This is a genomic window from Marinobacter sp. G5_S1_61_S3 (assembly GCF_054968585.1).
The window spans coordinates 206037-231218 of record NZ_JBQKUK010000005.1 but is presented as its reverse complement, the minus strand read 5'-3'; the positions used below and the strand labels follow the sequence as shown (position 1 = coordinate 231218).

The 25182-nt window shown below is 55.8% G+C and carries 19 protein-coding genes and 4 tRNA genes; 5 read left to right on the top strand and 18 right to left on the bottom strand.

The window, feature by feature from the left end; translation table 11 throughout:
* The first annotated feature begins 2 nt into the window (after window positions 1-2).
* Window positions 3-431: an early set domain-containing protein gene (locus tag ACTRWH_RS06820; protein WP_085680126.1), complete on the top strand. Its 429-nt coding sequence runs from the start codon at window positions 3-5 to the stop codon at window positions 429-431.
* Between the two features lie 69 nt (window positions 432-500).
* On the opposite strand, the gene ACTRWH_RS06815 is transcribed toward ACTRWH_RS06820, so the two are convergent.
* The 10 genes from ACTRWH_RS06815 to ACTRWH_RS06770 form a co-directional block, all read right to left on the bottom strand.
* Complete coding sequence (locus ACTRWH_RS06815) at window positions 501-2354, bottom strand: SurA N-terminal domain-containing protein (protein ID WP_462826156.1); 1854 nt, start codon at window positions 2352-2354, stop codon at window positions 501-503.
* A gap of 173 nt (window positions 2355-2527) precedes the next feature.
* A complete protein-coding gene (locus ACTRWH_RS06810; RefSeq protein ID WP_036205867.1) occupies window positions 2528-2800 on the bottom strand; it encodes an HU family DNA-binding protein in 273 nt (90 codons plus the stop codon).
* 238 nt (window positions 2801-3038) lie between these two features.
* On the bottom strand, window positions 3039-5456 hold the full coding sequence (gene lon / locus ACTRWH_RS06805; RefSeq protein ID WP_036205093.1) for an endopeptidase La: 2418 nt from the start codon (window positions 5454-5456) through the stop codon (window positions 3039-3041).
* A 160-nt stretch (window positions 5457-5616) separates the two neighbouring features.
* The gene (clpX, locus tag ACTRWH_RS06800; protein WP_007154039.1) at window positions 5617-6900 is read right to left on the bottom strand and encodes an ATP-dependent Clp protease ATP-binding subunit ClpX; all 1284 of its coding nucleotides are present in this window, start codon (window positions 6898-6900) and stop codon (window positions 5617-5619) included.
* 77 nt (window positions 6901-6977) lie between these two features.
* Complete coding sequence (gene clpP, locus ACTRWH_RS06795) at window positions 6978-7613, bottom strand: ATP-dependent Clp endopeptidase proteolytic subunit ClpP (protein ID WP_036205091.1); 636 nt, start codon at window positions 7611-7613, stop codon at window positions 6978-6980.
* Between the two features lie 185 nt (window positions 7614-7798).
* A complete protein-coding gene (gene tig, locus ACTRWH_RS06790; protein WP_036205090.1) occupies window positions 7799-9103 on the bottom strand; it encodes a trigger factor in 1305 nt (434 codons plus the stop codon).
* Window positions 9104-9417: 314 nt separating this feature from the next.
* Window positions 9418-9502 (bottom strand) — tRNA-Leu (locus tag ACTRWH_RS06785).
* Between the two features lie 55 nt (window positions 9503-9557).
* Window positions 9558-9633, bottom strand: a tRNA-His gene (locus tag ACTRWH_RS06780).
* Window positions 9634-9727: 94 nt separating this feature from the next.
* A tRNA-Arg gene (locus ACTRWH_RS06775) sits at window positions 9728-9804 on the bottom strand.
* Between the two features lie 50 nt (window positions 9805-9854).
* A tRNA-Pro gene (locus ACTRWH_RS06770) sits at window positions 9855-9931 on the bottom strand.
* A gap of 164 nt (window positions 9932-10095) precedes the next feature.
* On the opposite strand from ACTRWH_RS06770, the gene folD reads away from it, so the two are divergent.
* Window positions 10096-10953: a bifunctional methylenetetrahydrofolate dehydrogenase/methenyltetrahydrofolate cyclohydrolase FolD gene (gene folD / locus ACTRWH_RS06765; RefSeq protein WP_075196075.1), complete on the top strand. Its 858-nt coding sequence runs from the start codon at window positions 10096-10098 to the stop codon at window positions 10951-10953.
* Window positions 10954-11007: 54 nt separating this feature from the next.
* Here folD and ACTRWH_RS06760 read toward each other — a convergent pair whose 3' ends face one another.
* From ACTRWH_RS06760 to ACTRWH_RS06750, 3 genes are all read right to left on the bottom strand, one after another.
* Window positions 11008-13188, bottom strand: a complete 2181-nt coding sequence (locus ACTRWH_RS06760) for a malate synthase G (protein WP_286847807.1) — start codon at window positions 13186-13188, stop codon at window positions 11008-11010.
* Window positions 13189-13331: 143 nt separating this feature from the next.
* Window positions 13332-14714 carry a cysteine--tRNA ligase gene (gene cysS / locus ACTRWH_RS06755; protein ID WP_151982499.1) on the bottom strand — a complete coding sequence of 461 codons (1383 nt, stop codon included), beginning with the start codon at window positions 14712-14714 and terminating at the stop codon, window positions 13332-13334.
* 40 nt (window positions 14715-14754) lie between these two features.
* Window positions 14755-16431, bottom strand: coding sequence for a glutamine--tRNA ligase/YqeY domain fusion protein (locus tag ACTRWH_RS06750; protein ID WP_462826155.1), 1677 nt, complete (start codon window positions 16429-16431; stop codon window positions 14755-14757).
* Window positions 16432-16569: 138 nt separating this feature from the next.
* Here ACTRWH_RS06750 and ACTRWH_RS06745 point away from each other — a divergent pair, with 138 nt between their 5' ends.
* Both ACTRWH_RS06745 and ACTRWH_RS06740 read left to right on the top strand, forming a co-directional pair.
* Window positions 16570-17079, top strand: a complete 510-nt coding sequence (locus ACTRWH_RS06745) for a peptidylprolyl isomerase (protein WP_041333789.1) — start codon at window positions 16570-16572, stop codon at window positions 17077-17079.
* Window positions 17076-17801 carry a UDP-2,3-diacylglucosamine diphosphatase gene (locus ACTRWH_RS06740; protein ID WP_199447514.1) on the top strand — a complete coding sequence of 242 codons (726 nt, stop codon included), beginning with the start codon at window positions 17076-17078 and terminating at the stop codon, window positions 17799-17801. Before ACTRWH_RS06745 ends, ACTRWH_RS06740 begins: the two co-directional genes overlap by 4 nt.
* 47 nt (window positions 17802-17848) lie before the next feature.
* Here ACTRWH_RS06740 and ACTRWH_RS06735 read toward each other — a convergent pair whose 3' ends face one another.
* From ACTRWH_RS06735 to ACTRWH_RS06715, 5 genes are all read right to left on the bottom strand, one after another.
* The gene (locus ACTRWH_RS06735) at window positions 17849-18559 is read right to left on the bottom strand and encodes an amino acid ABC transporter ATP-binding protein (RefSeq protein ID WP_136633129.1); all 711 of its coding nucleotides are present in this window, start codon (window positions 18557-18559) and stop codon (window positions 17849-17851) included.
* Window positions 18560-18654: 95 nt separating this feature from the next.
* Window positions 18655-19740, bottom strand: coding sequence for an amino acid ABC transporter permease (locus ACTRWH_RS06730; RefSeq protein ID WP_136633128.1), 1086 nt, complete (start codon window positions 19738-19740; stop codon window positions 18655-18657).
* A complete protein-coding gene (locus ACTRWH_RS06725; protein ID WP_126812258.1) occupies window positions 19740-20927 on the bottom strand; it encodes an amino acid ABC transporter permease in 1188 nt (395 codons plus the stop codon). The genes ACTRWH_RS06730 and ACTRWH_RS06725 overlap by 1 nt, the downstream gene beginning before the upstream one ends.
* Before the next feature lie 93 nt (window positions 20928-21020).
* Entirely contained in the window at window positions 21021-22046 is a 1026-nt protein-coding gene (locus tag ACTRWH_RS06720) for an amino acid ABC transporter substrate-binding protein (protein ID WP_126812256.1), read from the bottom strand.
* A 260-nt stretch (window positions 22047-22306) separates the two neighbouring features.
* Complete coding sequence (locus ACTRWH_RS06715; RefSeq protein ID WP_462826154.1) at window positions 22307-23188, bottom strand: hypothetical protein; 882 nt, start codon at window positions 23186-23188, stop codon at window positions 22307-22309.
* A gap of 99 nt (window positions 23189-23287) precedes the next feature.
* Between ACTRWH_RS06715 and ACTRWH_RS06710 the strand changes: the two genes are divergently transcribed.
* Window positions 23288-25156: an LTA synthase family protein gene (locus ACTRWH_RS06710; RefSeq protein WP_136633814.1), complete on the top strand. Its 1869-nt coding sequence runs from the start codon at window positions 23288-23290 to the stop codon at window positions 25154-25156.
* Window positions 25157-25182: the final 26 nt, after the last annotated feature.

Here is a 25182-nt window from a genome sequence, read left to right as displayed (position 1 = left end):
TCATGAACAGGAAACTCACAACATTGGCTTTGGCCTCGGTTATGGCCATCACAGCCGGTTGCGCCACCACCGGTGGTGAACGCGACTACAGCAAATCCTTGTACCTACGCGGGCAATTTGCCTGGTGGGATGCACTGCCGGAGTACAAGGTCAAGAAAGTGGACAACGGGCTCTATCGCACGGAAGTGGAACTCAAGGCTGACGGGCAACCCTACGAGTTCAAGTTTGGTGATGCCAACTGGACGTCAGGCACCAATTGCGGCTACCTGTCGGAAGAAGACAAGGATGTTCAGTTGAACAAACCGGTAAAGACTAATTGCTCCGCGGTCTTCGAAAACTTCCGCTTTACCCCGCCCGAGACCGGTACCTATGGGTTCTACTTCGATGTACGCGGGGAGACCCCCGAAATCTACATCGACGAAGCCAACTAAAAAAGCCCGGGACGTTGCCCGGGCCTCTCGTGCAATGCAACAAGGCACCCGATACCGGGTGCCTTGTTGTTACGGCCGTTCTACTTCGGCGTTCTCTCTGAGGAACTGCTGATACGCCTGATACTCGCGCTGCCCCTCAAGCGATGCCAGGAAACCGCGAAGCTGCCGGAATTCACCACCATCCCGGTTCACGTCACCCTCGTTAACCGCATCGAGGGCCACGATGGTCGCGCTGTCACTGGACACCACCGAGCCGTAGACATTGTCTCCGTCACCAGGGCGTTGAAGTGAAAACACCTGGGACATGACAGCACCACCGAGCGATGGGTTGCTCCTGGGCTGATCCTCATAGGATTGCCACTCCTCAAGCCCCAGCTCTTCAATGTTCTTGCCGGATTCAAGGTCAGCGATGATCGCGTCAGCACGCTCTCTGAGCGCTTCACGAGTCTTCTGACTGGTCAGCGCCGCACGAATTTCATCGGCCACTTCTTCAAGCGGCTGCTGTTGTGCTTCCTGGTACTCATCCACCCGAGCTACGACGGACATGTTGTCGCCGACGTCAATCAGCTCGGTGTTAAAGCCTTCGGTCAATACATCCTCGGAAAACAACTGGCGGATCAGACCCGCGTGATCAAAGGGCGCTTCACCCCCGTTCCGGGTGATACCACTCTTTTCCCGCACTTCAAGACCCAGTTCTTCTGCTGGACCGGCCAGATCATCAGCCGCATAAGCCAGGTCAGCAAGCTCTGAGCGAACTTCGGCAAAACGCTCGGTGGCTTCACGCTGGGCAAGCTCGCGGCGGAGTTGATCTTCCAATTCTGCCAATGGGGGTGCTTCGGTTTTCTGCACGTCCTCAAGCTTGATGAGATGAACACCGAAGCTGGTGGACACCGGATCGGATACTTCCCCTTCTTCAAGTGCAAACAGGGCTTCTTCAAAGGCCGGATCGTAGACACCACGCTCAGCAAAGCCCAGATCGCCCCCCTGCTCTGCGGAGACCGTATCCACGGAGAACTCTTCAGCCAGCGTTGCAAACGACTCACCGGCTGCCAGACGCTCCTGAATTGTCGCCATGGTCTCTTCAGCGTTCTCTCCATCCTCAATCAGGATGTGTGAGGCACGTCGTTCTTCGCGGGCCAGCTCAGAGGACCGCTGTTCATAATAGTCACGCAGTTGGTCATCACTGACATCGATGGTTTCGGCAAGTGCTGCCAGTGACAGAACGATGTAACTGGCATCCACGCTCTCAGGAAGCTTGAAGGCGTCCTGGTTCTCATCGTAGTACGCTTCCACATCGGCCTCGGTCACCTCCACCTGATCGCTCACAGCGTCTGCAGAAAGCGTCGTCACACGGAAGTCACGGGTCTGGTTCTGGATGCGCAGCAACTGGACCACATTTTCATCCGTCACTACGCCACTCTGAGAGATACCGGCACGGATCTGGTTCACCACATACTGCTTGCGCATGGTTTCGCGAAACTCGGCAACGCCCATTCCCATATTCCTGACCGCAGAGACAAACCGGTCGCGGTTAAAGGTACCGTCTACCTGGAACTGGGGCATCTGGGTGATCAGGGAGTCAATATCGGCATCAGAGAGTTCCAGCCCCTGGTCTTCGGCGTTCAGGGTCATCACTTTCTGCTGGATCAGGGCATCGAGAACATCCTGACGAACCTGATCCTCATCCAGCAACGACGGATCTGGATTCTCCATCTCGGACAGGCGGCGTTGACTCTCAATCTGTACAACCCGGAGGAATTCCCTCTCGGTAATGTCTTCCCCATTGACCGTCGCCACTTCAGGCTCGCCGGAAAAACCACCGACAATCGCGTCCATTCCCCAGATAGAAAGTGAAACAATCAGAAGGCCAATGATGATTTTGGCAATGGTGCCCTGGGCATTTTCCCGAATATCTTGAAGCATGTCTCTCCCGGATCCCTGATCAAAGTCTGTGAGGGTCTCTTAACGTAAAAAGGCGCATTCTTTCAGGAATGCGCCTTGAATTCATCTGGAGCAGGCTGGCAGCGGTATCGCCACCGGGCCAACCGCTCCGACAATGACCGGGAATCCCGGACATTGCCAGATGAAAGAGTCCGTTACTTAACGGAGTCTTTCAGGGCCTTACCTGCCTTGAACCCAGGCACTTTGGAGGCCGGGATCTTGATCTCGGCACCCGTCTGCGGGTTACGGCCAGTACGAGCGGCACGCTCTTTAACAGAGAAAGTACCAAAACCAATCAGGGTTACCTGATCGCCTTTTTTAAGGGCACCGGTGATAGAGGTGGTCATGGCATCCAGAGCACGGCCAGCAGCGGCTTTGGAGATATCTGCGGATTCTGCAATTGCATCGATCAGTTCGGACTTGTTCACACTAAACCCCTTCGATTTCAGGTTGAAGATGTTATAGGTTGGTTTGTTGTTTCCTGGACGTTCCCGACTATCGCATAAGCGGTCAGAGAATTCCATTCTTCACTATTTTTATTCCTTTCGGTTACTAACCGGTGTTCGGAATAGGCATTAACTGCGCGGGAGCCCTTGATATTGGCTGCTTCACGGCGAAACAGTTATACCAATGGGCTCTCTCGCATGTCAACAATTCAACGCGGGTTTAATGTGTATTTATGCGCTCTGCAGCGTCGCCGTCTTCGTCACGGGGCTTACCTGCACCCGGTTTCGAGGACGAATCTTCGGCGCGCGGTTCGGGCGGATAGGCCAGCGCAATGTCCAGAACCTCGTCAATCCATTTGACCGGACGGATCTCCAGTGATTCCTTGATGTTCTCCGGTATCTCTTTGAGATCACGAACATTTTCATCCGGGATAATCACCGTCTTGATGCCACCCCGGTGTGCCGCCAGAAGCTTTTCCTTGAGGCCGCCGATGGCCAGCACGCGGCCCCTCAGGGTGATCTCGCCGGTCATCGCCACATCGGCCCGAACCGGAATCTGGGTCAATGAAGAAACCAGTGCCGTGCACATGCCGATACCGGCGCTAGGACCATCTTTTGGCGTTGCGCCCTCAGGAACGTGAACGTGCAGATCGTGCTTTTCATGGAAATCGTCACTGATACCCAACCCCAGTGCGCGACTTCTGACCACTGTCAGGGCGGCCTGGATAGACTCCTGCATCACATCACCCAGGGAGCCGGTCTTGACCACCCGTCCCTTGCCTTTGGTCAACGCGCATTCGAGAGTCAGCAGCTCACCACCGACCTGGGTCCAGGCAAGGCCTGTTACCTGCCCGACCTGATTCTTCTCCTCGGCCAGGCCATACTTGAACTTCTTGACGCCGGAATAGTCCTCAAGCATCTCGGGCGAGAGCGTCACAGAGGCCTTGTCACCGCTTTCAACGTGATCCCGCACCACTTTGCGGCAGATCTTGGCGATCTCACGCTCAAGGCCGCGTACGCCGGCCTCACGGGTATAGTAGCGAATCAGGTCACGAAGCGTTTGCTCCGGCATGTCGAGTTCGTTCTTGCGCAGACCATTGGCCTTGACCTGCTTGGGCAGCAGATACTTAAGCGCAATGTTGACCTTCTCGTCCTCGGTGTACCCGGGAATACGAATAATCTCCATGCGGTCCAGCAGCGCCGGCGGAATGTCCATGGAGTTCGAGGTGCACACGAACATCACGTCGGAGAGATCGTAATCGACCTCCAGGTAATGGTCGTTGAAGGTGTGGTTCTGTTCCGGGTCGAGCACTTCCAGCAACGCTGATGCCGGGTCGCCACGATGGTCCATGCCCATCTTGTCGATCTCGTCGAACAGGAACAACGGGTTCTTCACACCCACCTTGGACAGCTTCTGAAGCAACTTGCCGGGCAAGGCACCAATGTAGGTTTTGCGGTGGCCACGAATCTCCGCTTCATCACGGACGCCGCCCAACGCCATACGTGTATACTTGCGATTGGTCGCGCGAGCGATCGATTGGCCAAGGGAGGTCTTACCAACACCGGGAGGACCTACCAGACAGAGAACCGGGCCCTTCACTTTTTTCACCCGGCTCTGAACCGCCAGATACTCAAGAATCCGCTTCTTCACCTCGTCCAGCCCGTAGTGATCCTCATCCAGGATATCGCGGGCCTTCTCTATATCGTGGCGAACACGGCTGCGTTTTTTCCAGGGAATGGCCAGCATCCAGTCGATGTAACCACGCACCACCGTTGCCTCTGCAGACATCGGTGACATCATCTTGAGCTTGTTCAGTTCCGCTTCGGTTTTCTTGCGGGCCTCTTCGGGCAGGCCGGCTTCCTCCAGCTTTTGCTCAAGCTCTTCAAAATCGTTGTTGCCCTCACCGAGGCTGCCCATCTCCTTCTGGATGGCTTTCATCTGCTCGTTGAGATAGTACTCCCGCTGACTCCGCTCCATCTGTTTCTTGACGCGGCCGCGGATGCGTTTTTCAACTTCGATCAGGTCAATTTCGCCGTCCAGCTTGCCTAGCAGCAAGTCAACGCGCTGGCGAATCTCGAGGGCTTCAAGAAGCTCCTGCTTCTCGGGAATCTTCAGCTCCAGATGGGCTGCCATGGTATCTGCAAGGCGCTCAAGCTCATTGATGCCGGTCAGCGCATTGGAGACTTCCGAGGGCACCTTCCTGGAGAGCTTCACGTACTTCTCGAACTCGTCCATCAGGGTTTTGACCAGTACTTCCTCTTCCCTGGCTGGCAGCGAGTCCTCATCCATCAGCATGGCCGTACCGGCGAGATACTCGCCTTCAGCGATGCCGGTAACGGTTGCACGGGCGTTGCCCTCAACCAGGACCTTGACGGTGCCATCCGGCAACCTGAGCATTTGCAATACTGTGGCTACAGTACCCATGGCAAACACATCATCCGGGCCTGGTTCGTCCGTCGACGCATCTCTCTGAGCCACCAGCAGGATTTCCTTGTTGCCCTCCATGGCCGCTTCCAGTGCCTGTATGGACTTCTCTCGGCCCACAAACAGCGGCACCACCATGTGCGGGAACACCACCACATCTCTCAGCGGCAACAGCGGGTATTCTTGCACGGACTCTTCAGGTATCAGGGTCATAGAAAATCCTCTGACGATGTTTGATTCAGCATATCACCCTTCATTGGGGCGACAGCAAAAATTGCAATCTTTTTACGCGCCCAGGCACCATTTCCCGGCACGGTGCGGGCATAAAAAAAGGGCGTTTCCGCCCTTTTTTAAACGCCGACTGACCGGAGCATTAATCTTCCGGTACCGCCTTGGCGTGGTCGCTGCTCGCATAAATCTTGAAGGGCTCGGATTGGCCGCTGATGACGCTCTCGTCAATCACCACCTTGGAGACATCATGTTCAGACGGTATCTGATACATGGTGTCCAGCAATGTCGCCTCCATGATGGAACGAAGACCACGGGCGCCGGTTTTGCGCTCCATGGCTTTGCGAGCAACAGCCCGCAACGCGTCTTCACGAAAATCCAGTTCCACGCCTTCCATGTCAAACAGCTTCTGGTACTGTTTGGTCAGAGCGTTCTTGGGCTCAGTCAGTATCTGGACAAGCGCCTCTTCATCCAGTTCCGTCAGAGTCGCCACCACCGGCAAACGACCGACGAACTCCGGGATCAGGCCATATTTGACCAAATCCTCGGTTTCGACATCCTTAATGATATCGCCCGTGTTCTTGGTGTCGTCCGGGCTCTTCACCAGCGCAGAGAAACCAATACTGCTGCGCTCTGAGCGCTCCTGAATCACCTTATCCAGGCCGGCAAAGGCGCCGCCGCAGATAAACAACATGTTACCGGTGTCCACCTGCAGGAATTCCTGCTGCGGGTGTTTGCGGCCGCCCTGGGGAGGAACGGACGCCACGGTGCCCTCAATCAGCTTGAGCAGGGCCTGCTGAACGCCCTCACCGGACACATCCCGGGTAATGGACGGGTTATCAGACTTGCGGGAAATCTTGTCAATTTCATCGATGTACACAATGCCCCGCTGGGCCTTGTCGACATCGTAGTCGCATTTCTGCAGAAGTTTCTGGATGATGTTCTCGACGTCTTCACCGACGTAGCCCGCCTCGGTCAACGTGGTTGCGTCGGCAATAGTGAAGGGAACATTCAGCATCCGAGCCAGCGTTTCGGCAAGCAGGGTCTTACCACTACCCGTCGGGCCGATCAGCAGGATATTACTCTTGCCAAGTTCTACCTCGGCCTTGCCCTCACCGTAGCGGAGGCGCTTGTAGTGGTTATAAACCGCTACAGACAGCACCACCTTGGCCCGGTCCTGGCCGATCACGTATTCATTCAGCGTGTCGCGGATTTCAGCGGGTGTCGGAAGACGATCACTGGCCTCTTCCTGTGCATTTTCCTGGATTTCCTCCCGGATAATATCGTTGCACAGATCGACGCACTCGTCGCAGATGAACACCGAGGGCCCTGCAATGAGCTTACGGACTTCATGCTGGCTCTTTCCACAAAACGAGCAGTACAGCAACTTGCCGTTATCGTCGCCCCTGCCGTTTCTTTCATCTGCCATTGAAATACCTCTGAGCTTGGTTTGCCGGCGCACTCACCTCAATACGCCGGCAGGGAATGTTGCGATTACCTTCAGTATTATTTATTCGGTACACGCTTATCAAGTATAGAATCAATCAGCCCGTAGTCCTTCGCCTGCTGAGGATCCATGAAATTATCACGGTCCGTATCCTTGGCGATGGTGTCCAGCTTCTGGCCGGTATGATGGGCCAGGATAGAATTCAGGGTGTGACGGATCTTCAGAATCTCACGTGTGTGGATCTCAATATCCGTAGCCTGCCCCTGGTAACCGCCTAACGGCTGATGAATCATAACCCGCGAATTCGGCAGACAGGCACGCTTGCCCTCTGCACCGCCCGCCAGCAGAAAAGCGCCCATGCTGGCAGCTTGACCCACGCACAGCGTGGCCACATCGGGCTTGATGAACTGCATGGTGTCATAGATAGACATACCCGCAGTAACGGAGCCACCCGGGCTGTTGATGTACAGATGAATGTCCTTGTCCGGGTTCTCGGACTCAAGGAACAGCAACTGAGCCACAATCAGGTTGGCCATATGGTCTTCAACCGGGCCCACCAGGAAGATTACCCGCTCCTTTAACAGACGGGAAAAGATGTCAAAAGAACGTTCGCCTCGTGCGGTCTGCTCGATAACGATTGGTACCAGGCCGGAATTGGTAACCATTGCGGGACCATCAATTGGTGTCTGCGTCATGATGCGCGTGAACTCCTTCTGGACAATGGAGTGGCGTTTTATCGCCACCGCTTATAAATCAGCTACGCCTCGTTTTTCTTATCGCTATTACTGTGCCAGCACCGGGCCAAGATGAAAACAGCCGGACGTACCGGCTGTTCTACTTCCCAGGCATGCAGGGCCAATCTGTAATAGCCCTGCCGTCTTTAGCGCTGCTGCTGACCGGCCTGGATAGCCTCTTCGTACTTCAGCTTCTTCTCCTTGACCTTGGCCTGGTCAAGAATCAGATCAACAACCGCATCTTCAAGAACAGATGACTCGATCTGCTGCTTCTGTTCAGGGCTGCTGTTGAAATGCGCCACAACCTCTTCAGGTTGTTCATACGTTGACGCAATTTCCTGGATCTTTTCATCCACTTTAGCAGGATCTGCCTTCAGGTCGTTCTGCTTGACGACTTCCTGGAACAGAAGGCCTGTTTTCACACGGCGACGGGCCTGCTCTTCGAAGATTTCCTTAGGCAGCTGCTGGAAGTCTACCTGGCCGCCGAACCGCTGTACCGCATCCTGGCGCAGGCGATCAATCTCCTGATCCACCAGGGCCGTGGGCACATCAAGCTCGGTGCTTTCCAGAAGCCCCTCAACTACGTCATTCTTAACCTTGTTGGAGACCGCCTGCTTGAGCTCACGCTCCATGTTCTTCTGCACTTCTTCACGGAACGTGGCTTCGTCTTCAGCGTCGATACCAAATTTCTTGAAGAATTCAGCATCCAGCTCCGGAAGCTGCGGCTCCTGAACCTCGTGAATCTTGATATCGAACTTAGCCGGCTTGCCCGCCAGCTCTTCGTTCTGGTAGTCCTCGGGGAAGGTCACTTCGATTTCAAGCTCTTCACCGGCCTTGCCGCCGACGATGCCCTTTTCGAAACCGGGAATCATCTGACCTGAGCCAAGGGTCAGCTTGTGATTCTCGGCAGCACCACCCTCGAACTCTTCACCATCAACAGTGCCTTTAAAATCAATCAGCACCACATCCTTGTTCTTGGACTTACGCTTGACCGACTTCATGGTGGCCTGCTGGCGACGCAGGTTGTCGATCATGGTGTCAACGTCTTTATCGGCAATCTCAGCTTTCGGCTTCTCAACGGAGATCTTGCTGAAGTCACCCAGCTCCACTTCCGGCAGTACTTCGAAAATGGCGACGAACTCCAGGTCCTTGCCCTCTTCCATGGTTTTCGGCTCGAACTTCGGCCAACCCGCCGGGTTGATGTCCTGCTCCTGCAGCGCCTTGATGTAGTTGTCGCGCATAACCTCGCCGACAATCTCCTGACGGACACTGTCACCAAAACGACGCTTCACCACACGCATGGGCACCTTGCCCGGGCGGAAACCGTTCATCTTTACCGTGCGAGCGGTTTCCTGCAGGCGTTTCTGAACCGCCTGGTCGATTTCCTGGGCGGGCACACCGATTGTCATCCGACGTTCGATGTTGGAGGTCGTTTCAACAGACACTTGCATGGAAGATCCTCAAATTACAGGTTCGGTATGTGAATGAAAATAAAAGCTAAAATCGATTTCAGGACGAATTTCCTGAAAAGGACGCAAATTTAAAAGCGGGTAGTTTATCACGGTTTGCCGTGCCGAGAGAATCCACCTGTTACAGGCAACTTCCGGGAATATGGGCGCCCCGCTCTTTTATCTGAAACGAGAGTTGGGGATTAAAACCAAAAAAGAAAGGGGGCTATAAACATCAATGTGACAGGAATCACTCTCCAGCCACTTCTGTAACCCATAAAAAAACCCCCTCAGAGTTTCTGAGAGGGTTTCTGATTTGGTACCTCGGGAGGGACTTGAACCCCCACGCCTTGCGGCAATAGGACCTAAACCTATCGTGTCTACCAATTCCACCACCGAGGCAAAAAAATCGGAATTCTCAATCTAAAGGAGCTGCGCATCACTGTAAGCGGGAAAGTGGGGTGGACGAAGGGGTTCGAACCCTCGACCGCAGGAGTCACAATCCTGAGCTCTACCAACTGAGCTACGTCCACCACATCCAGACTACCGCCGGGCAGACCCCAACAGGTACTTCAGGTTAACTTTGCTGATTCGGTGTCTCCGGGACGGATCAAACCGTCTGCGGTATGGCGCGCCCGGCAGGACTCGAACCTGCGACCACCGGCTTAGAAGGCCGATGCTCTATCCAGCTGAGCTACGAGCGCATAAACCGTTCGCCCACCTGACTGTTCAATATCCTGGACTGGCCAGAAAGTGGTCGGGGTAGAGAGATTCGAACTCCCGACATCCTGCTCCCAAAGCAGGCGCGCTACCAGACTGCGCTATACCCCGTCTAAACTGAACAACAGATACCTCAGCAAAGTTGGCGCGCATATTACCGGCGCCGAACCGGTCCGTCAACACGCATTTGGGGTTTTCGCCCATCGATTGGCGACGGAGCCCAAGCATGAGACAATGCTGCGCCTTTATTTTCGCACAACCGACAAGACAAAGACATGAGCGCCAAACTGATCAACGGAAAAGATATCGCCGCCTCTGTGCGACAACAGGTTGCGGCAGGAACCGAGGCCCGTAAACAGCAGGGGCTTCGTGCGCCGGGGCTGGCTGTGGTGCTGGTGGGCAATGACCCGGCCTCGCACGTATACGTAGGCAACAAACGCAGGGCCTGTGACGAGGCGGGCATCATGTCGCTCTCCTACGACCTTCCGGAAGACACGTCACAGGAGGCCCTGGAGGCACTGGTTGACGAGCTCAACGAGAACCCTGACGTAGACGGCATCCTGGTGCAGCTTCCCCTGCCCGACCATATGGACCCAGACCCCATTCTGGTAAAGATCCGCCCTGACAAGGATGTGGACGGCTTCCACCCCTACAACATCGGCCGCCTGATGCAGCGCAAACCGGCCCTGAGACCCTGCACGCCCGCAGGCGTCATCACCCTGCTGGACAGCGTAGACACCCCTTACAAGGGCCAGCACGCGGTTATCGTCGGCGCATCCAACATCGTCGGCCGCCCGATGACCATGGAGCTGCTGCTCAAAGGCGCCACAGTCACAATATGCCACCGGTTTACCGACAATCTCGAGAAATTTGTGCGGGAAGCGGACATTCTGATTGCCGCGGTCGGAAAGCCAGGACTGATCAAGGGCGAGTGGGTCAAGCCCGGAGCAACGGTGATTGATGTGGGAATCAACCGGATGGAAGACGGCAAACTGCGTGGCGATGTGGATTTCGCAGCGGCGTCGGAGCGGGCTGCTTACATCACCCCGGTTCCGGGAGGCGTAGGGCCGATGACCATTGCCACGCTACTACAGAACACGCTCTATGCAGCGAACGAGCTACACAAGGATTAATCTGGCCTCATAAAAAAACCCCGCATTCGCGGGGTTTTTTATCACCGGCCCGGATTACTGACCGTACTTCTCTTTCGCCTTCAGACGATAGGCGTGCAGAAGCGGCTCGGTATAGCCATTTGGCTGTTCACGGCCCTTGAGAACCAGATCCATGGCGGCCTGGAAGGCAATGCTGCCCTCAAACTCCGGCGCCATGTCACGGTAGGACGGGTCGTTCGCATTCTGGCGATCAACCACCGCTGCCATGCGCTTCATGGTTTCATTGATCTGCTCTTCGGTGCAGATGCCATGGTAGAGCCAGTTAGTCAGCAACTGCGAAGCGATACGTAGGGTAGCGCGGTCTTCCATCAGGCCCACGTCATTGATATCGGGAACCTTGGAGCAACCGACACCGCTGTCGATCCAGCGCACCACGTAACCAAGAATACCCTGGGCGTTGTTGTCCAGCTCCTGCTGAATTTCTTCCGCCGACAGGGATTTCGGGTCGTCCATTACAGGCACGGTCAGGATGTCATCCAGGTTGGCACGGGTGCGGCTTTCCAGCTCTTGCTGGATATCCGCAACGCTCACCTGATGATAATGGGTGGCGTGCAACGTAGCCGCTGTTGGTGATGGAACCCACGCGGTATTGGCGCCGGCTTTCGGGTGGCCAATCTTGGCTTCCAGCATACCTGCCATCAGGTCCGGCATCGCCCACATACCTTTACCGATCTGGGCAACACCACGGAAACCGGTTTCCAGCCCGACGTCCACGTTCCACTGCTCGTAGGCCTGAATCCAGGCAGCCTGCTTCATCGGCCCCTTGCGGATAAACGGCCCCAACTCCATGGATGTGTGGATTTCGTCACCAGTGCGGTCAAGGAAGCCGGTATTGATGAATACGGCACGCTCCCTGGCGGCATGGATACAGGACTTGAGGTTAACGGTGGTGCGCCGCTCTTCGTCCATGATGCCAACTTTCAGGGTGAAGGCCGGCAGACCGAGCGCATCTTCAACACGACCGAAGAACTCATTGGTAAACGCCACTTCTTCAGGCCCGTGCATCTTCGGCTTAACAATGTAAACCGAGCCGGTGGTGCTGTTCTGCAGCTTTCCAGTGCCCTTGAGGTCGTGAATCGCGATCAGTGAGGTCATGAGGCCGTCCATCAGCCCCTCAGGCACTTCACTGCCGTCTTTCAGCAGGATGGCAGGGTTGGTCATCAGGTGACCCACGTTACGCACAAACATCAGGCTGCGGCCTTTCAGCACCAGCTCTCCGCCTTCCGGCTTGGTGTAGGCACGATCACCGTGCATCTTGCGGGTGGTTTGCTGGCCGCCTTTCTCGAAGGTCTCTTCCAGATCGCCCTTCATCAGCCCCAACCAGTTGCGGTAGGCCAGAGCCTTATCATCCGCATCCACGGCAGCGACAGAATCCTCACAGTCCATGATGGTGGTCAGAGCCGACTCCATCAGCACATCTTTTACATGCGCCCCGTCATCCTTCCCGATCGGATGGCTGGCATCGACCTGAATCTCGAAATGCATGCCATTCTTGACCAACAGCACGCCCGTGGGTGCATCGGCGGCGCCGGTGTAACCCACAAAGCCGGACTCGTCTTTCAGGCCGGTAGACTCACCGTTCTGCAACTTGACCACCAGCTTGCCACCCTCAACCAGATACCGGGCTGCGTCTTTGTGGCTGCCAGAAGCCAGCGGAGCGGAGCTGTCCAGAAGGTTGCGCGCAAATTCAATGACCTTGGCACCACGAACCGGGTTGTAGCCACGGCCTTTTTCGGCGCCGTTTTCCTCGGAGATCGCATCGGTGCCGTACAGCGCGTCGTAAAGGCTACCCCAACGGGCGTTGGCAGCGTTCAGTGCAAAACGGGCGTTCATCACCGGAACCACAAGCTGGGGACCCGCCATGGTGGCCACTTCCGGATCCACATTCGAGGTGGAAATTTTGAAGTCGCCAGGCTCATCAACCAGGTAGCCAATATCCTTCAGGAACGACTTGTACTCGGCCATGTCGAGCTTCTGGCCCTTGTGGTCACGATTCCAGGTGTCCATTTTCTCCTGGATGTCGTCGCGCTTGGCAAGCAGCTCTTTGTTGCGGGGAGCCAATTCGTGAACAATCTTGTCGAACTCGGCCCAGAATTTGTCAGCGTCGACACCCGTGCCCGGAATTGCTTCGTTATTAACGAAATCGAACAGGTTCTTTGCGACCTGAAGGTCGCCGACTTGTACGCGTTCTGTCATCGTTGTTTGCCTCAGTGGGTTACTGTATTCCCTGCCCTTTTTACGGGTTTACCCGTCAGGGCCGTTATAATTCGAGGGCGGTATTGTACGGGAATTTCCCTACAAGGTCATTCCCGCGCCAACAACACGACCTTTGGTTGACATCATCCCCTGCGCCAGCTGGTGCCTTCGCGACTGTCGTCCAGGATAATGCCTTTATCGGCCAACTCATCCCTTATACGGTCCGCCTCGGCGAAATCTTTCTGCTTTCGCGCATCGGCTCGGGCCTGGATCATCGCCTCAATGTCGTCTGCACTGAGCTCGCCGCCAGTGTCGGCCTGGAAGTAGGCTTCCGGGTCCTGCTGCAACAAACCCAGAATACCCCCGAGCCTTACAAGCACTGCCGCTTGCTGGTTAGCCTTTTCGTCGCGCCCTTCCCTGCGGTCCAGGTTGATTTCATTAGCGACAGCATGAAGAACCGCAATGGCTCCTGCGGTGTTGAAGTCGTCATTCATGGCCTCGGCAAAACGCTGGTCGTGTTCCGTTTCCGCCACGTTCTTGGCCGGCACCAGACCACGCAGGGCATGATAGAGCCGGGTGAGCGTACGCCCTGCTTCCGCGAGATTTTCTTCCGAGTAATCCACCTGACTGCGGTAATGACTGGACACCAGGAAGTAACGCACCACCTCCGGCGCATACTTCTCAAAGATCTCACGGATGGTGAAGAAATTGCCCAGGGACTTGGACATTTTCTCCTTGTTCACCCGAATAGCACCGGCGTGCATCCAGGTGTTCACGAATGTGTGACCATTGGCACACTCGGACTGGGCAATTTCGTTCTCATGGTGCGGGAACAACAAATCCGGCCCGCCGCCGTGGATGTCGAAGGTTTCGCCGAGGCAGCGGTTAGACATGGCGGAACATTCGATATGCCAGCCTGGACGGCCATCTCCCCAAGGCGAAGGCCAACTTACCTCACCCTCTTTGGCGGCTTTCCAAAGCACGAAATCCGCCGGGCTGCGCTTGGCTTCCTGAACATCCACCCTTGCGCCAGCCACAAGGTCTTCAAGCTTTTTCTTGCTGAGTTTGCCGTAATCGGAGTACGACTCTACGGAGAAGTAGACGTCGCCGTTATCGGCAGCATAGGCATGACCGCCTGAAACGAGCTTGTGGATCATGGCCACAATGTCATTAATGTATTCGGTCGCACACGGCTCCTCTGTAGGCGACAAAACACCCAGCTTGGCCTCATCCTCGTGCATGGCCTTGATCATGCGCTTGGTGAGGTCGCTATAAACTTCGCCATTCTCGTCAGCCCGGCGCAGGATCTTGTCGTCGATGTCGGTGATATTGCGCACGTATTGGACATCGTAGCCGCTGTGACGCAGGTACCGCGTGATCACATCAAACGCCACCAACACCCGCGCATGCCCCAAATGACAGTAGTCATATACCGTCATGCCGCAGACATACATGCGAACCTTTCCTGGTTCGATCGGCTGGAACTCTTCCTTTTGCTGACTAAGGGTGTTGTAGATTCTAATCACGCTACGCTCGTTAAATAATTGAATGAATGTATCACCGAACTTACTTGCCCTTGCCCCAGGAATCCCTGAGGGTCACGGTACGGTTAAACACCGGACGGCCTGCTGCCTCAGTCAGCTCCTGATCGCAGAAGAAATACCCCTCACGCTCGAACTGATATGGCAAATCAGTACGGGGCTGGGCCAAACTCTTCTCTACTCTGGCGCCTTTGAGGACCACCAGAGATTCCGGGTTGATCAGGTCCACAAAGTCAGTCTCTTTATCACTGTCCGGCGACTCATGGTTGAACAGGCGGTCGTATTGATTGATATCCGTCTCAACGCTGTCAGTGGCCGACACCCAATGAACGACACCGTTCGGTTTGTAGCCTTCGGGGTTAACGCCGAGGGTATTGGGATCGTACTCGCATTTCAGTTCAACAATCTCACCGCTGTCGTCACGGATAACCTCACGGCAGGTCATGACGTATCCGCCACGCAGACGCACCGCCTGATCCGGAGCAAGACGTTTCCATTTACGGGGCGGTTCTTCCGCGAAATCTTCCCGGTCGATGTACAGGGTCTGGCTCCAGGTCACTTCACGCTCGCCCATGTCCGGGTTCTGAGGGTGAACCGGCAACACCAGGGTTTCGGTCTTGTCTTCCGGGTAATTGGTCAGTGTCACCTTCAACGGCCGCATTACGCACATGGCGCGGGGCGAACGGGTGTTCAGGTCTTCGCGGATGGCGTGCTCCAGCATCCCCATATCCACAGTGCCGCCGGCCTTGTTGACACCGATCATGTCACAGAAGGTACGGACGGACTCCGGGGTATAACCACGGCGGCGCATTCCGGAGATGGTGGGCATGCGTGGGTCATTCCAGCTATCCACAAAGCCTTCGTCCACCAAACGCTTGAGTTTGCGCTTGCTGGTGATGGTGTAATTGAGATTCAGCCGGGCAAATTCGATCTGCCGTGGCTGGCAGGGAGCTGAGATGTTGTCCAGCACCCAATCATAGAGCGGGCGATGATCCTCGAATTCCAGTGTGCACAGGGAGTGCGTAATCCCCTCCATGGCGTCGGAAATCGGGTGAGTGAAGTCATACATCGGATAGATGCACCATTTATCGCCAGTCTGGTGATGGTCGGCATAACGAATCCGGTACAGAATCGGGTCCCGCAGATTGATGTTCGGGGAGGCCATATCGATTTTGGCGCGCAGCACCAACTCACCGTTCTGATACTCACCGGCGCGCATATCACGGAACAGCTGAAGGTTTTCTTCCACCGGCCGGTCACGATAGGGGCTGTTCTGGCCCGGTTCTTTAAGCGTACCCCGGTACTCGGCCATCTGATCGGCAGTCAGTGCGCACACATAGGCTTTGCCCTTTTCAATCAACTCAACGGCAAAGTCGTAAATGGCGTCAAAATAGTCCGAAGCGTAGCGAACCTCTCCGCTCCATTCACAACCCAGCCAATGAACATCCTTCTTGATGGAGTCAATATACTCCTGGGATTCCTTTTCCGGATTAGTATCATCAAACCGCAACGTGCATTCACCGCCAAAGGTTTCCGCAATGCCGAAATTCAGGCAAATGGATTTGGCGTGGCCGATGTGCAGGTAACCGTTCGGCTCGGGCGGAAAACGGGTCACAACCTTACCCGTGTGTTCGCCTTTGGCAACAGCGTCTTCGATCAGGCTCTGGATGAAGTTATGGGCTTTCTTGGACTCGGCGCTCATACAATCTCAATCGTAGGGTGTGTATCTGAAACCGCGTATTATACTCACAAATCATTGCCTAACTCATGCACGCGTACAAACTCTTCAGTACAATAACAGCCACGTTGCTTTTAATACCTACTTGAACAGGAAACCCTGATGATTCTGCTGAAAACCTCCCACGGTGACATCACTCTGGAACTGGATTACGACAAGGCCCCCGAGACTGCCAAAAACTTCGAACAGTACGTTCGCGACGGTTTCTATGACGGGCTGATTTTCCACCGTGTCATCAGCAACTTCATGATTCAGGGTGGCGGCTTTGAACCGGGGATGACCCCGCGAAAGACCCGCGAGCCCATTCAAAACGAAGCCAACAACGGCCTCAGCAATATGCAGGGCACCGTTGCCATGGCCCGCACCATGGACCCGCACTCCGCCACTGCGCAGTTCTTCATCAACGTCGAGAACAACGGCTTCCTCGACCACACCGCCGAGAATGCCGAAGGCTGGGGCTACTGCGTTTTCGGCAAGGTTGTGGAAGGCATGGAAACCGTTAATGCCATTCGCGCGGTGCGTACCACTATGCGTGCAGGCCATCAGGATGTGCCTGCAGAAGATGTGGTGATCGAGAAAGCCGAAATCACAGGGGACGGAGGCGCGGCGTGACCACGCTGTTCATCTCAGATTTACACCTGGAAGAGTCCCGCCCGGACATCACCAACGCGTTTTTGGGATTCCTTGAAGACAAGGCCCGAGGGGTGGAGCAACTCTACATTCTCGGCGACTTTTTCGAAGCCTGGATTGGCGATGACGAGCGAACGCCCCTGCAGGAGCAGATTGCGGCGGCACTGCGCGCGGTCAGTGACTCGGGCACCAGGTTGTACCTGATGCACGGAAACCGGGACTTTCTGATTGGCGAAGATTACTGCAACCGAATCGGCGCCACTCTACTGGATGACCCAACGGTGGTGGATCTTTACGGCACGCCTACCCTGCTAATGCACGGTGACAGCCTGTGTACCGCGGATGTGGAGTACCAAAAATTCCGCGCCAACATGCGCAACCCGCAATGGCAGCAGATGATTCTCCAACGACCCCTGGCCGAACGTCAGCAGATGGCCCGTCAATTACGGGAAATCAGCATGGCCAAGAACCAGGGCAAGGAAGAGTTCATTATGGACGTCACCGCGGATGAGGTGGTGAAGGAAATGGAGGCGCACGGGGTGCAACGACTGATCCACGGCCACACCCATCGTCCGGCTGTTCACGAGCTGGAGGCAGGCGGTAAGCCGGCAAAGCGGATTGTGCTGGGCGACTGGGACGAGAACGTCTGGTGGCTGGAGGTAGAACCGGACAAGGAACCGGTTCTTACCAAACAACCACTGTAAAAAGAGCCGGGCGACGCCCGGCTCTTTCGTTAGGTGTTGCAGGCCGTTCAATGCTGCAGGATCTGCTTCAGGAACTTCTGGGTCCTGGGCTCCTGCGGGTTGGTGAAGAAATCGTGGGGCGGCGCCTCTTCAACGATTTCACCACCGTCCATGAAAATCACCCGGTCAGCCACCGTCTTGGCGAAGCCCATCTCATGGGTAACGCACAACATGGTCATGCCACTGCCCGCCAGCTCAATCATGACGTCCAGCACCTCCTTGATCATCTCAGGGTCCAGCGCGGACGTCGGCTCGTCAAACAGCATGATTTTCGGCTTCATACACAGCGCCCTGGCGATAGCCACCCGCTGTTGCTGACCGCCGGAAAGCTGACCTGGGAATTTGTTGGCCTGGTCCGGAATTTTCACCCGTTCCAGATACTCCATCGCCGTAGCCTCAGCTTCCTTGCGCGGCGTTTTCCGCACCCAGATCGGCGACAGGCAGCAGTTCTCGAGCACCGTCAAATGCGGGAACAGGTTGAAATGCTGAAACACCATGCCAACCTCGCGCCGGACGCTGTCGATCTGACGTACATCGTCGGTCAGTTCCACGTCGTCGACAATGATTTTGCCTTGCTGGTGTTCCTCTAACCGGTTGATACAGCGAATGAACGTGGATTTACCCGAACCGGAGGGGCCACATATCACGATGCGCTCGCCATGGCGAACCGCCAGGTTGAGGTCCTTCAGCACGTGGAAATCGCCGTACCACTTGTGCATGCCCTCCACCCGAATAATATCGGACTTGCCAACGTCCGAGGACGGTGACGATTGCGTATCAGGAGTTTGCGTTTGTTCTGTCATTGGTTTACCCATCAGGTTCTGTGACCGGTATCTAGTTTGCGCTCAAGGTTCTGGCTGTATCGGGAGATGCCGAAGCAAAACACCCAGAAACAGAACGCCACAAAGACATACCCCTCCACGGCCACGTTCTGCCAGGCGGGGTCCGTAACCGTCGATTGAACGGTGCCGAGAATATCGAATAGCCCGATAATCAGCACCAGCGTTGTGTCCTTGAACAACGAGATAAACGTATTAACGATGCCGGGAATAACAAGCTTGAGCGCCTGGGGCAGGATAATCAGTCCCATTTTCTTCCAGTATCCAAGGCCCAACGCACTGGCGGCTTCGTACTGCCCACGGGGAATCGCCTGCAGGCCGCCACGAATGACCTCCGCCATATAAGCCGATTGCCAGAGCGTGATACCGATGAGTGCCCGCGCCAGTTTCTCGAAGTTCATGCCCTCCGGGAGGAACAACGGCAGCATCACCGAGGCCATAAACAGAACCGTAATCAACGGGACTGCTCGCCACACTTCGATGAAAACCACACAGAGCCCACGGATGATCGGCATCTCGGAGCGACGCCCCAATGCCAGCAAGGTGCCGATTGGCAGCGAGGCAATGATGCCGATATACGCCAGGATCAGCGTCAGCATCAGCCCACCCCACTTCGAACTCTGAACCTCCTCCAGGCCAAACACGCCACCCGGAATCAGGAAGTAGCCGACAATCGGCAGCCCGGTCAGGCCGAACAATCCCAGCCATTTACGGCCAGGAAAGCGTTCAATGAACTGAGGCGCGAAAGACAGTGCCAGCAGGCCGAACATGATGTCCACGCGCCACTGGAATTCCTCGGGGTAAAACCCGTAGATAAAGAAATTAAGCCGCTGGTTGATAAACAGCCAGCAGGCTCCCGCTCCGGTACAATCACTCGGGTCACTGCCCTGGAAGTTCGCATCCAGCAATACCCAATTGAGCAAGGGACCCACGCTGGTCACAATCAGATAGCCCACCAACAGGGTCAGGATCGTGTTGTGCCAGCTTGAAAACAGGTTTTCCCGCGCCCACCGGACCGGATCAATGCGCCTTTTTGGCGCTTTCATGGTTGACTCAGCCATCATCGCTCCTTAATCGCTACAGCCCGGTTATAGATATTCATAAACAGGGAGATCAACAGGCTGATGGTGAGATAAACGGCCATGGTAATGGCCACAACTTCCACGGCCTGGCCGGTCTGGTTCAGTGTGGTTCCCATGAACACCGCGACCAGATCGGGATAACCGATGGCCGTAGCGAGCGAGGAGTTCTTCACCAGGTTGAGATATTGGCTCGTCAACGGCGGGATAATCACCCGCATCGCCTGGGGAATCACCACCAATCTGAGCGTAAGACCATTCGGAAGGCCCAGTGCCTTCGATGCCTCAGTCTGCCCCTTGCTGACCGACAGGATGCCGGACCGAACGATTTCCGCGATGAAGCTGGCGGTATACAGGGACAAGGCAATCCATAGCGCCGCCAGTTCCGGAATGATGGAAATGCCACCACCGAAATTGAAGCCCTTCAGTGCTGGCAAATCCCATTCCAGGGGCTGACCGGCGAGGAGGTACGACACTATCGGAACCAGAACCAGGATGCCCACGCCCACCTTGAACGTTGGGAAAATCGCTCCGGTCGCCAGTTGGCGCTTCTTGGCCCATATACGAATGCCAATGACGGCTGCAATGGCCGCGAGAACGCCTCCCCACACCAGACCAAAGCCATCCTGAGTCACCGGCTCCGGCACATACAGGCCACGATTGTTGAGGAAAAAAGCTCCGCCGACGTCCACGCTCTGGCGCGGTGAAGGCAGGCTGCTGAGCACCGCAAAGTACCAGAAGAAAATCTGCAGCAGCAGGGGGATGTTGCGGATCACTTCGATATAAGCCAGAGAGACTTTGGCAACCAGCCAGTTACTTGAAAGCCTGGCGACACCGATGATGAAACCGAGGATAGTGGCGGTCACCACACCCATTGCCGATACCAGAAGGGTATTGGTCAGGCCGACCCAAAAGGTTCGACCGTACGACATGGTGGCGTCGTAAGGGACCAGGCTCATGATGATGCCGAACCCGGCTGATTCATCAAGGAACCCGAAACCGGTGCTAATGCCACGGCTTTCCATATTGGAAAGCGTATTGTCGATAAGAATCCAGCCACCCCAGAAGACGAGGGCAATGGCTACTACCTGGAAAAAAATAGCGCGAACCCGCGGGTCGTACCAGGGCTTTGGCCCCGCAGGTTTGGAATCAAAGGTTTGTTTTTTCATGCATGTTCCCGGAAAGCTAGCCCGCGACGAAACGAATCACAGATGTCAGTGGGCGGCTCCAACGGGAGCGCGCCCACTGGGTGCTTTCAGGTATTAACGTACCGGAGGCGCGTACATAACACCACCTTCGGTCCACAGGGCGTTGATGCCCCGCTCCAGACCAAGCGGAGTGTCCGGGCCTACGTTACGATCGTACATCTCGCCGTAGTTGCCGACCTGTTTGATGGCCTTGGCACCAAAATCATCCGGCAGACCGAGCTTGGCTCCCATATCACCGTCAGTGCCCAGCAGACGCTGGATGTTCGGGTTGTCAGACTTCAGCATGTCATCAACGTTGGCGCTGGTAACGCCCAGCTCTTCAGCGTTGATCTGTACCGACAACACCCACTTCACGATATTGAACCACTGGTCATCGCCCTGGCGTACGACCGGTCCAAGGGGCTCCTTGGAGATGGTGTTGGGAAGGATCTTGGCGGAATCGGGGTCGGACAATTTGGAGCGAAGTGCCGCAAGCTGTGAACGGTCTGAGGTCAGCACGTCACAACGACCGGACGCAAAGCCCTGGACCGTCTGTTCAGAGGTGTCAAATACAATGGGCTTGTATTCCATGCCCTTGGCGCGGAAGTAATCCGACAGGTTGAGCTCGGTGGTTGTACCGGCCTGGATACAGACAGTCGCACCGTCCAGTTGGGTGGCATCGTCCACGCCAATGCCCTTGTTCACCAGGAAGCCCTGACCGTCGTAGTAGTTAACACCGGCAAAGTTGAGACCCAGCGATGCATCCCGGGTAAGCGTCCACGTGGTATTACGGGACAACATGTCTATTTCACCCGACTGGAGTGCGGTAAAACGCTCTTTCGCGGTCAAAGGCGTGAACTCGACCGCCTTAGCGTCCCCAAAAATCGCTGCGGCTACGGCACGACAGGTGTCGACGTCTATACCGGTCCAGTTACCTTTGTCGTCCGGCTGTGAAAACCCCGGAAGACCACTTGTTACACCACACTGCAAATGCCCTTTTTCCTTGACGCTTTCAAGCGTCGTAGCCGCACTAGCAACCGAAGCGGTAAAAACTCCACACAGCATGGCTGCGCCGACGGCAATCGACTTGGCGTTCTTCATTATCTTATCTCCAAAATTCCGTTGGTTAGAGGTGCACTGAATATGAGCAATTTACGAGCCAGATATACCAACGTGTTGATTTATAGTATTTGTTTTATCAAACAAGCAGCCTCGAATACTGTCTTCAACCTCTACAGGCCACAACTTTGTGCAGCGAATGCCTCACATCAGCACGCGCTGACAGACCATAGGGCAGGCAATTTCTCAACCACTTCCCTATAAAGTAGAAGGCGTTCGCCAATTGGACCAGTTTTCACGAATTATTTTGGTGCGACCAAAGTATGATCCGGCTCCCGATAGCTTTCCAAACGACTGAGCCAGCCCGCCAGCCAGCGCTCTCGTTCGATCGGAGCGTCGGCGTTCCCGGCCCGACGGGTCAATACATCGGCGGCTGCGCTTCGGAATCGGTCAAGGGTCGGCCGGTCATCGCCTTTCATGGCAAGAAGGACCTGTAACAACCCCCATCCTTCACCGTTGTATTGCTCCGTGGCGGACAACCCCTCCCCCTTGAAGTTCACATAGTCAATGACGGCATAAACCCCGCCGGACGTGCTGACCAGTTCCTCAAGATGCCGCTTTACACGTGCTCGTTGGGCGTCAGGAGCTGCCTGAATGACGCGTAACAGGGAGCTACTTGCCCGCTGGACAATAAAGCCGGCCTGGAGATCCCGGGTCGCCAGCAGAAACTCCCTCAGTTCAGCAACACGGGCAGAATCTGCTACCTCGAGAAAAGCGGCTCTGTCGGGCCATGGCGCGTCAAATGGATCCAGCCGTGCAAGCCAGCGGGGCAATGGTGCGTCACGCTTGGCCATGTACCGAATCAGTGCGGGAAAGCTTTCTACGAACCGCCCCTCCACTGCCGACGGATACCAGATAAAATGCCCGATACCGAGCGACGGAAAGGCTTCCCCTTTGTTCCAGTGCACAAGGCAGGCTTTCTTCGCAGAACATTCGTTACGAAAAATCTGCTGCCCTACCCAGTCGAGTTCAGCGTCACTTAGCGTAATCGTAGGTGCGCTTACGTCCTGCACGCTTGTCGATTCTGCTCCCGCAGGCGGGGGATCCTTTTCATCGGAGCACCCTGACAGGGTAAAAATGATCAGCCATCCGATTACCAGTGATTCATAAACGTTCCGCGACATTGCCAGCCTCCAGCCGGTAGCGATAACCTGTTTGTTTGGCGCCCGGCCATTCACGCCAATGCTGACGACCTCAACCGCCGCTCGATACCGGACCACACTATGACATTTTTCTCTGGGCTCATGGCCAGACATTTCCGCCAGACACTGGTTTTGGCTTTCTGCTGGCTGGTTGTTGTCAGGGCGAGCTATGTGCTGCAAAGCGGTGTCGTTCCCGATCCGCTGGCAATGATTGCCGGCGACCTGGCCGGTGCGTTTGTTCTCGCTGTTTTGCTGTGCATCACCAGAGGCATTTCCAGGGTTATTCTGGTCGTGGTTCTGGGATGCGCAACGTTTGTTGCCGGTATGCACCTTACCGTTCACGGAACCCTGTTCCAGCTGTCACTGATTGGCAAGGGCGTTGATCCGACCTTTGTGACTGGCAGCCTGATCAACATTCACGCGCTTTGGCTTCCCGTCTACCTTTCCCTTGCCTGGATTCTTCATTGGCAGCACCGTCGTATCGACACAGAAGCACTGCCGGCGGGCAGGACCGGGCAGGTGGTGGTTGCGGTGCTCGTGGCCGCGGTCTATGGCGTGTCGTTCCAGAGCCTTACAACGCCCGCAAACAACGTTGTCGCCAGCTTCTTCGCCCAGATACCAGGGGCGATCATCGGGCCACTCGCCCCAGCACTATCCACGGAAGACGAGGAGCTCAACGGGTCTGAAAAGGCCCTGAAAACATTGCAGACGGCGAGTTTTTTTCGTCACCAGGTTGCCGCCCCCATTGTGAGGGACCACCCCAACGTGCTGCTGGTCATGATTGAGGGTATGTCCGGCGGCTATTTCCCAAGCCTGAGCCGCTATCACGATCTCGACCCAACCGTTACCCTGGCCAGCCTTGAAGAAAACCTGCGCCGTCATGGATTTCGTATCTACCGGAATTCGCTGAGCATGGAGCGCCAGACAGATCGCGGCACCTTTGCCATCTTGTGTGGCGAATACCCGGACTTCCGCCGGCAATCGCGGAAAATGGTTGATGTAGCTGAAGGCCGGGTTGTGGTGGACTGCATGCCCAAACATCTGAAGGAACATGGCTACCACACGGCCTACTGGCAGGCCGCGCCGTTGGATTACATGCAAAAGGGTGAGTTCATGCCGCAGGCCGGATTTATCGACGTCACCGGCGCAACGATCTTCAACGGCCCCGAAGAAGAAGTGGAAGGTTGGGGGCCACCTGATCCGATCTATTTCAGCAACGTTGCAAAGCGTCTGCGACAGCTTGATGAGAAGCCCGGCCCGTGGATGGTCACCCTGCTGAACGTGGGGACCCATCACCCGTTTAAAATCGGAAAAGAGCCGGAGCAACAACCACTGGATGACGAATTGAGCACCGAGGACATCACACCGGAGCCTCAGGAGGCGCGTAAGAAGGCCATGAGAACCATGGAAGATGCCTTGAATCGGTTTCTTGACGACCTGGCGTCCGACGGCATTCTTGACGACACTTTAGTCATTATCACATCGGATGAGTCCGGCGGATTCATTCGCAAGGATCATGAATCCGTACCTCTGAACAGCAACGTTGGTGTGCTGGCGATACGTCCTCCGGACAGCGATTCACTCGAAGATTACGCCAATCGCGACCAGATCGTGGCGCAAATCGATATTCCACCCACCATCCTGGATGCAACGGGGCTCGGAACAGAGGCCGGCGACATGATTGGCCGGAGCCTGATGGTCAAGCAACCGAAACAGCAACGCGACCTGCTGTTGGCGGACACCTATACAGGGCTCAAGTATTTCCTGAGGGAATCGGGGCAGCTTCTGAGCTGCAGCGAACTGATGACCGACTGCACCACTTGGCGCTTTAATCCGGAGCGGCTGTTTGGCACGCTTGAGGCGACGAATGCCGAACCATTCCTGACGTTCGATGAGCGCACGGCATTGTTCAACAGGGCAGCCCTCATGAAGCCCGCTGAGGACCCCTGAGCTTGAAACTTCGATATGGGAACGGC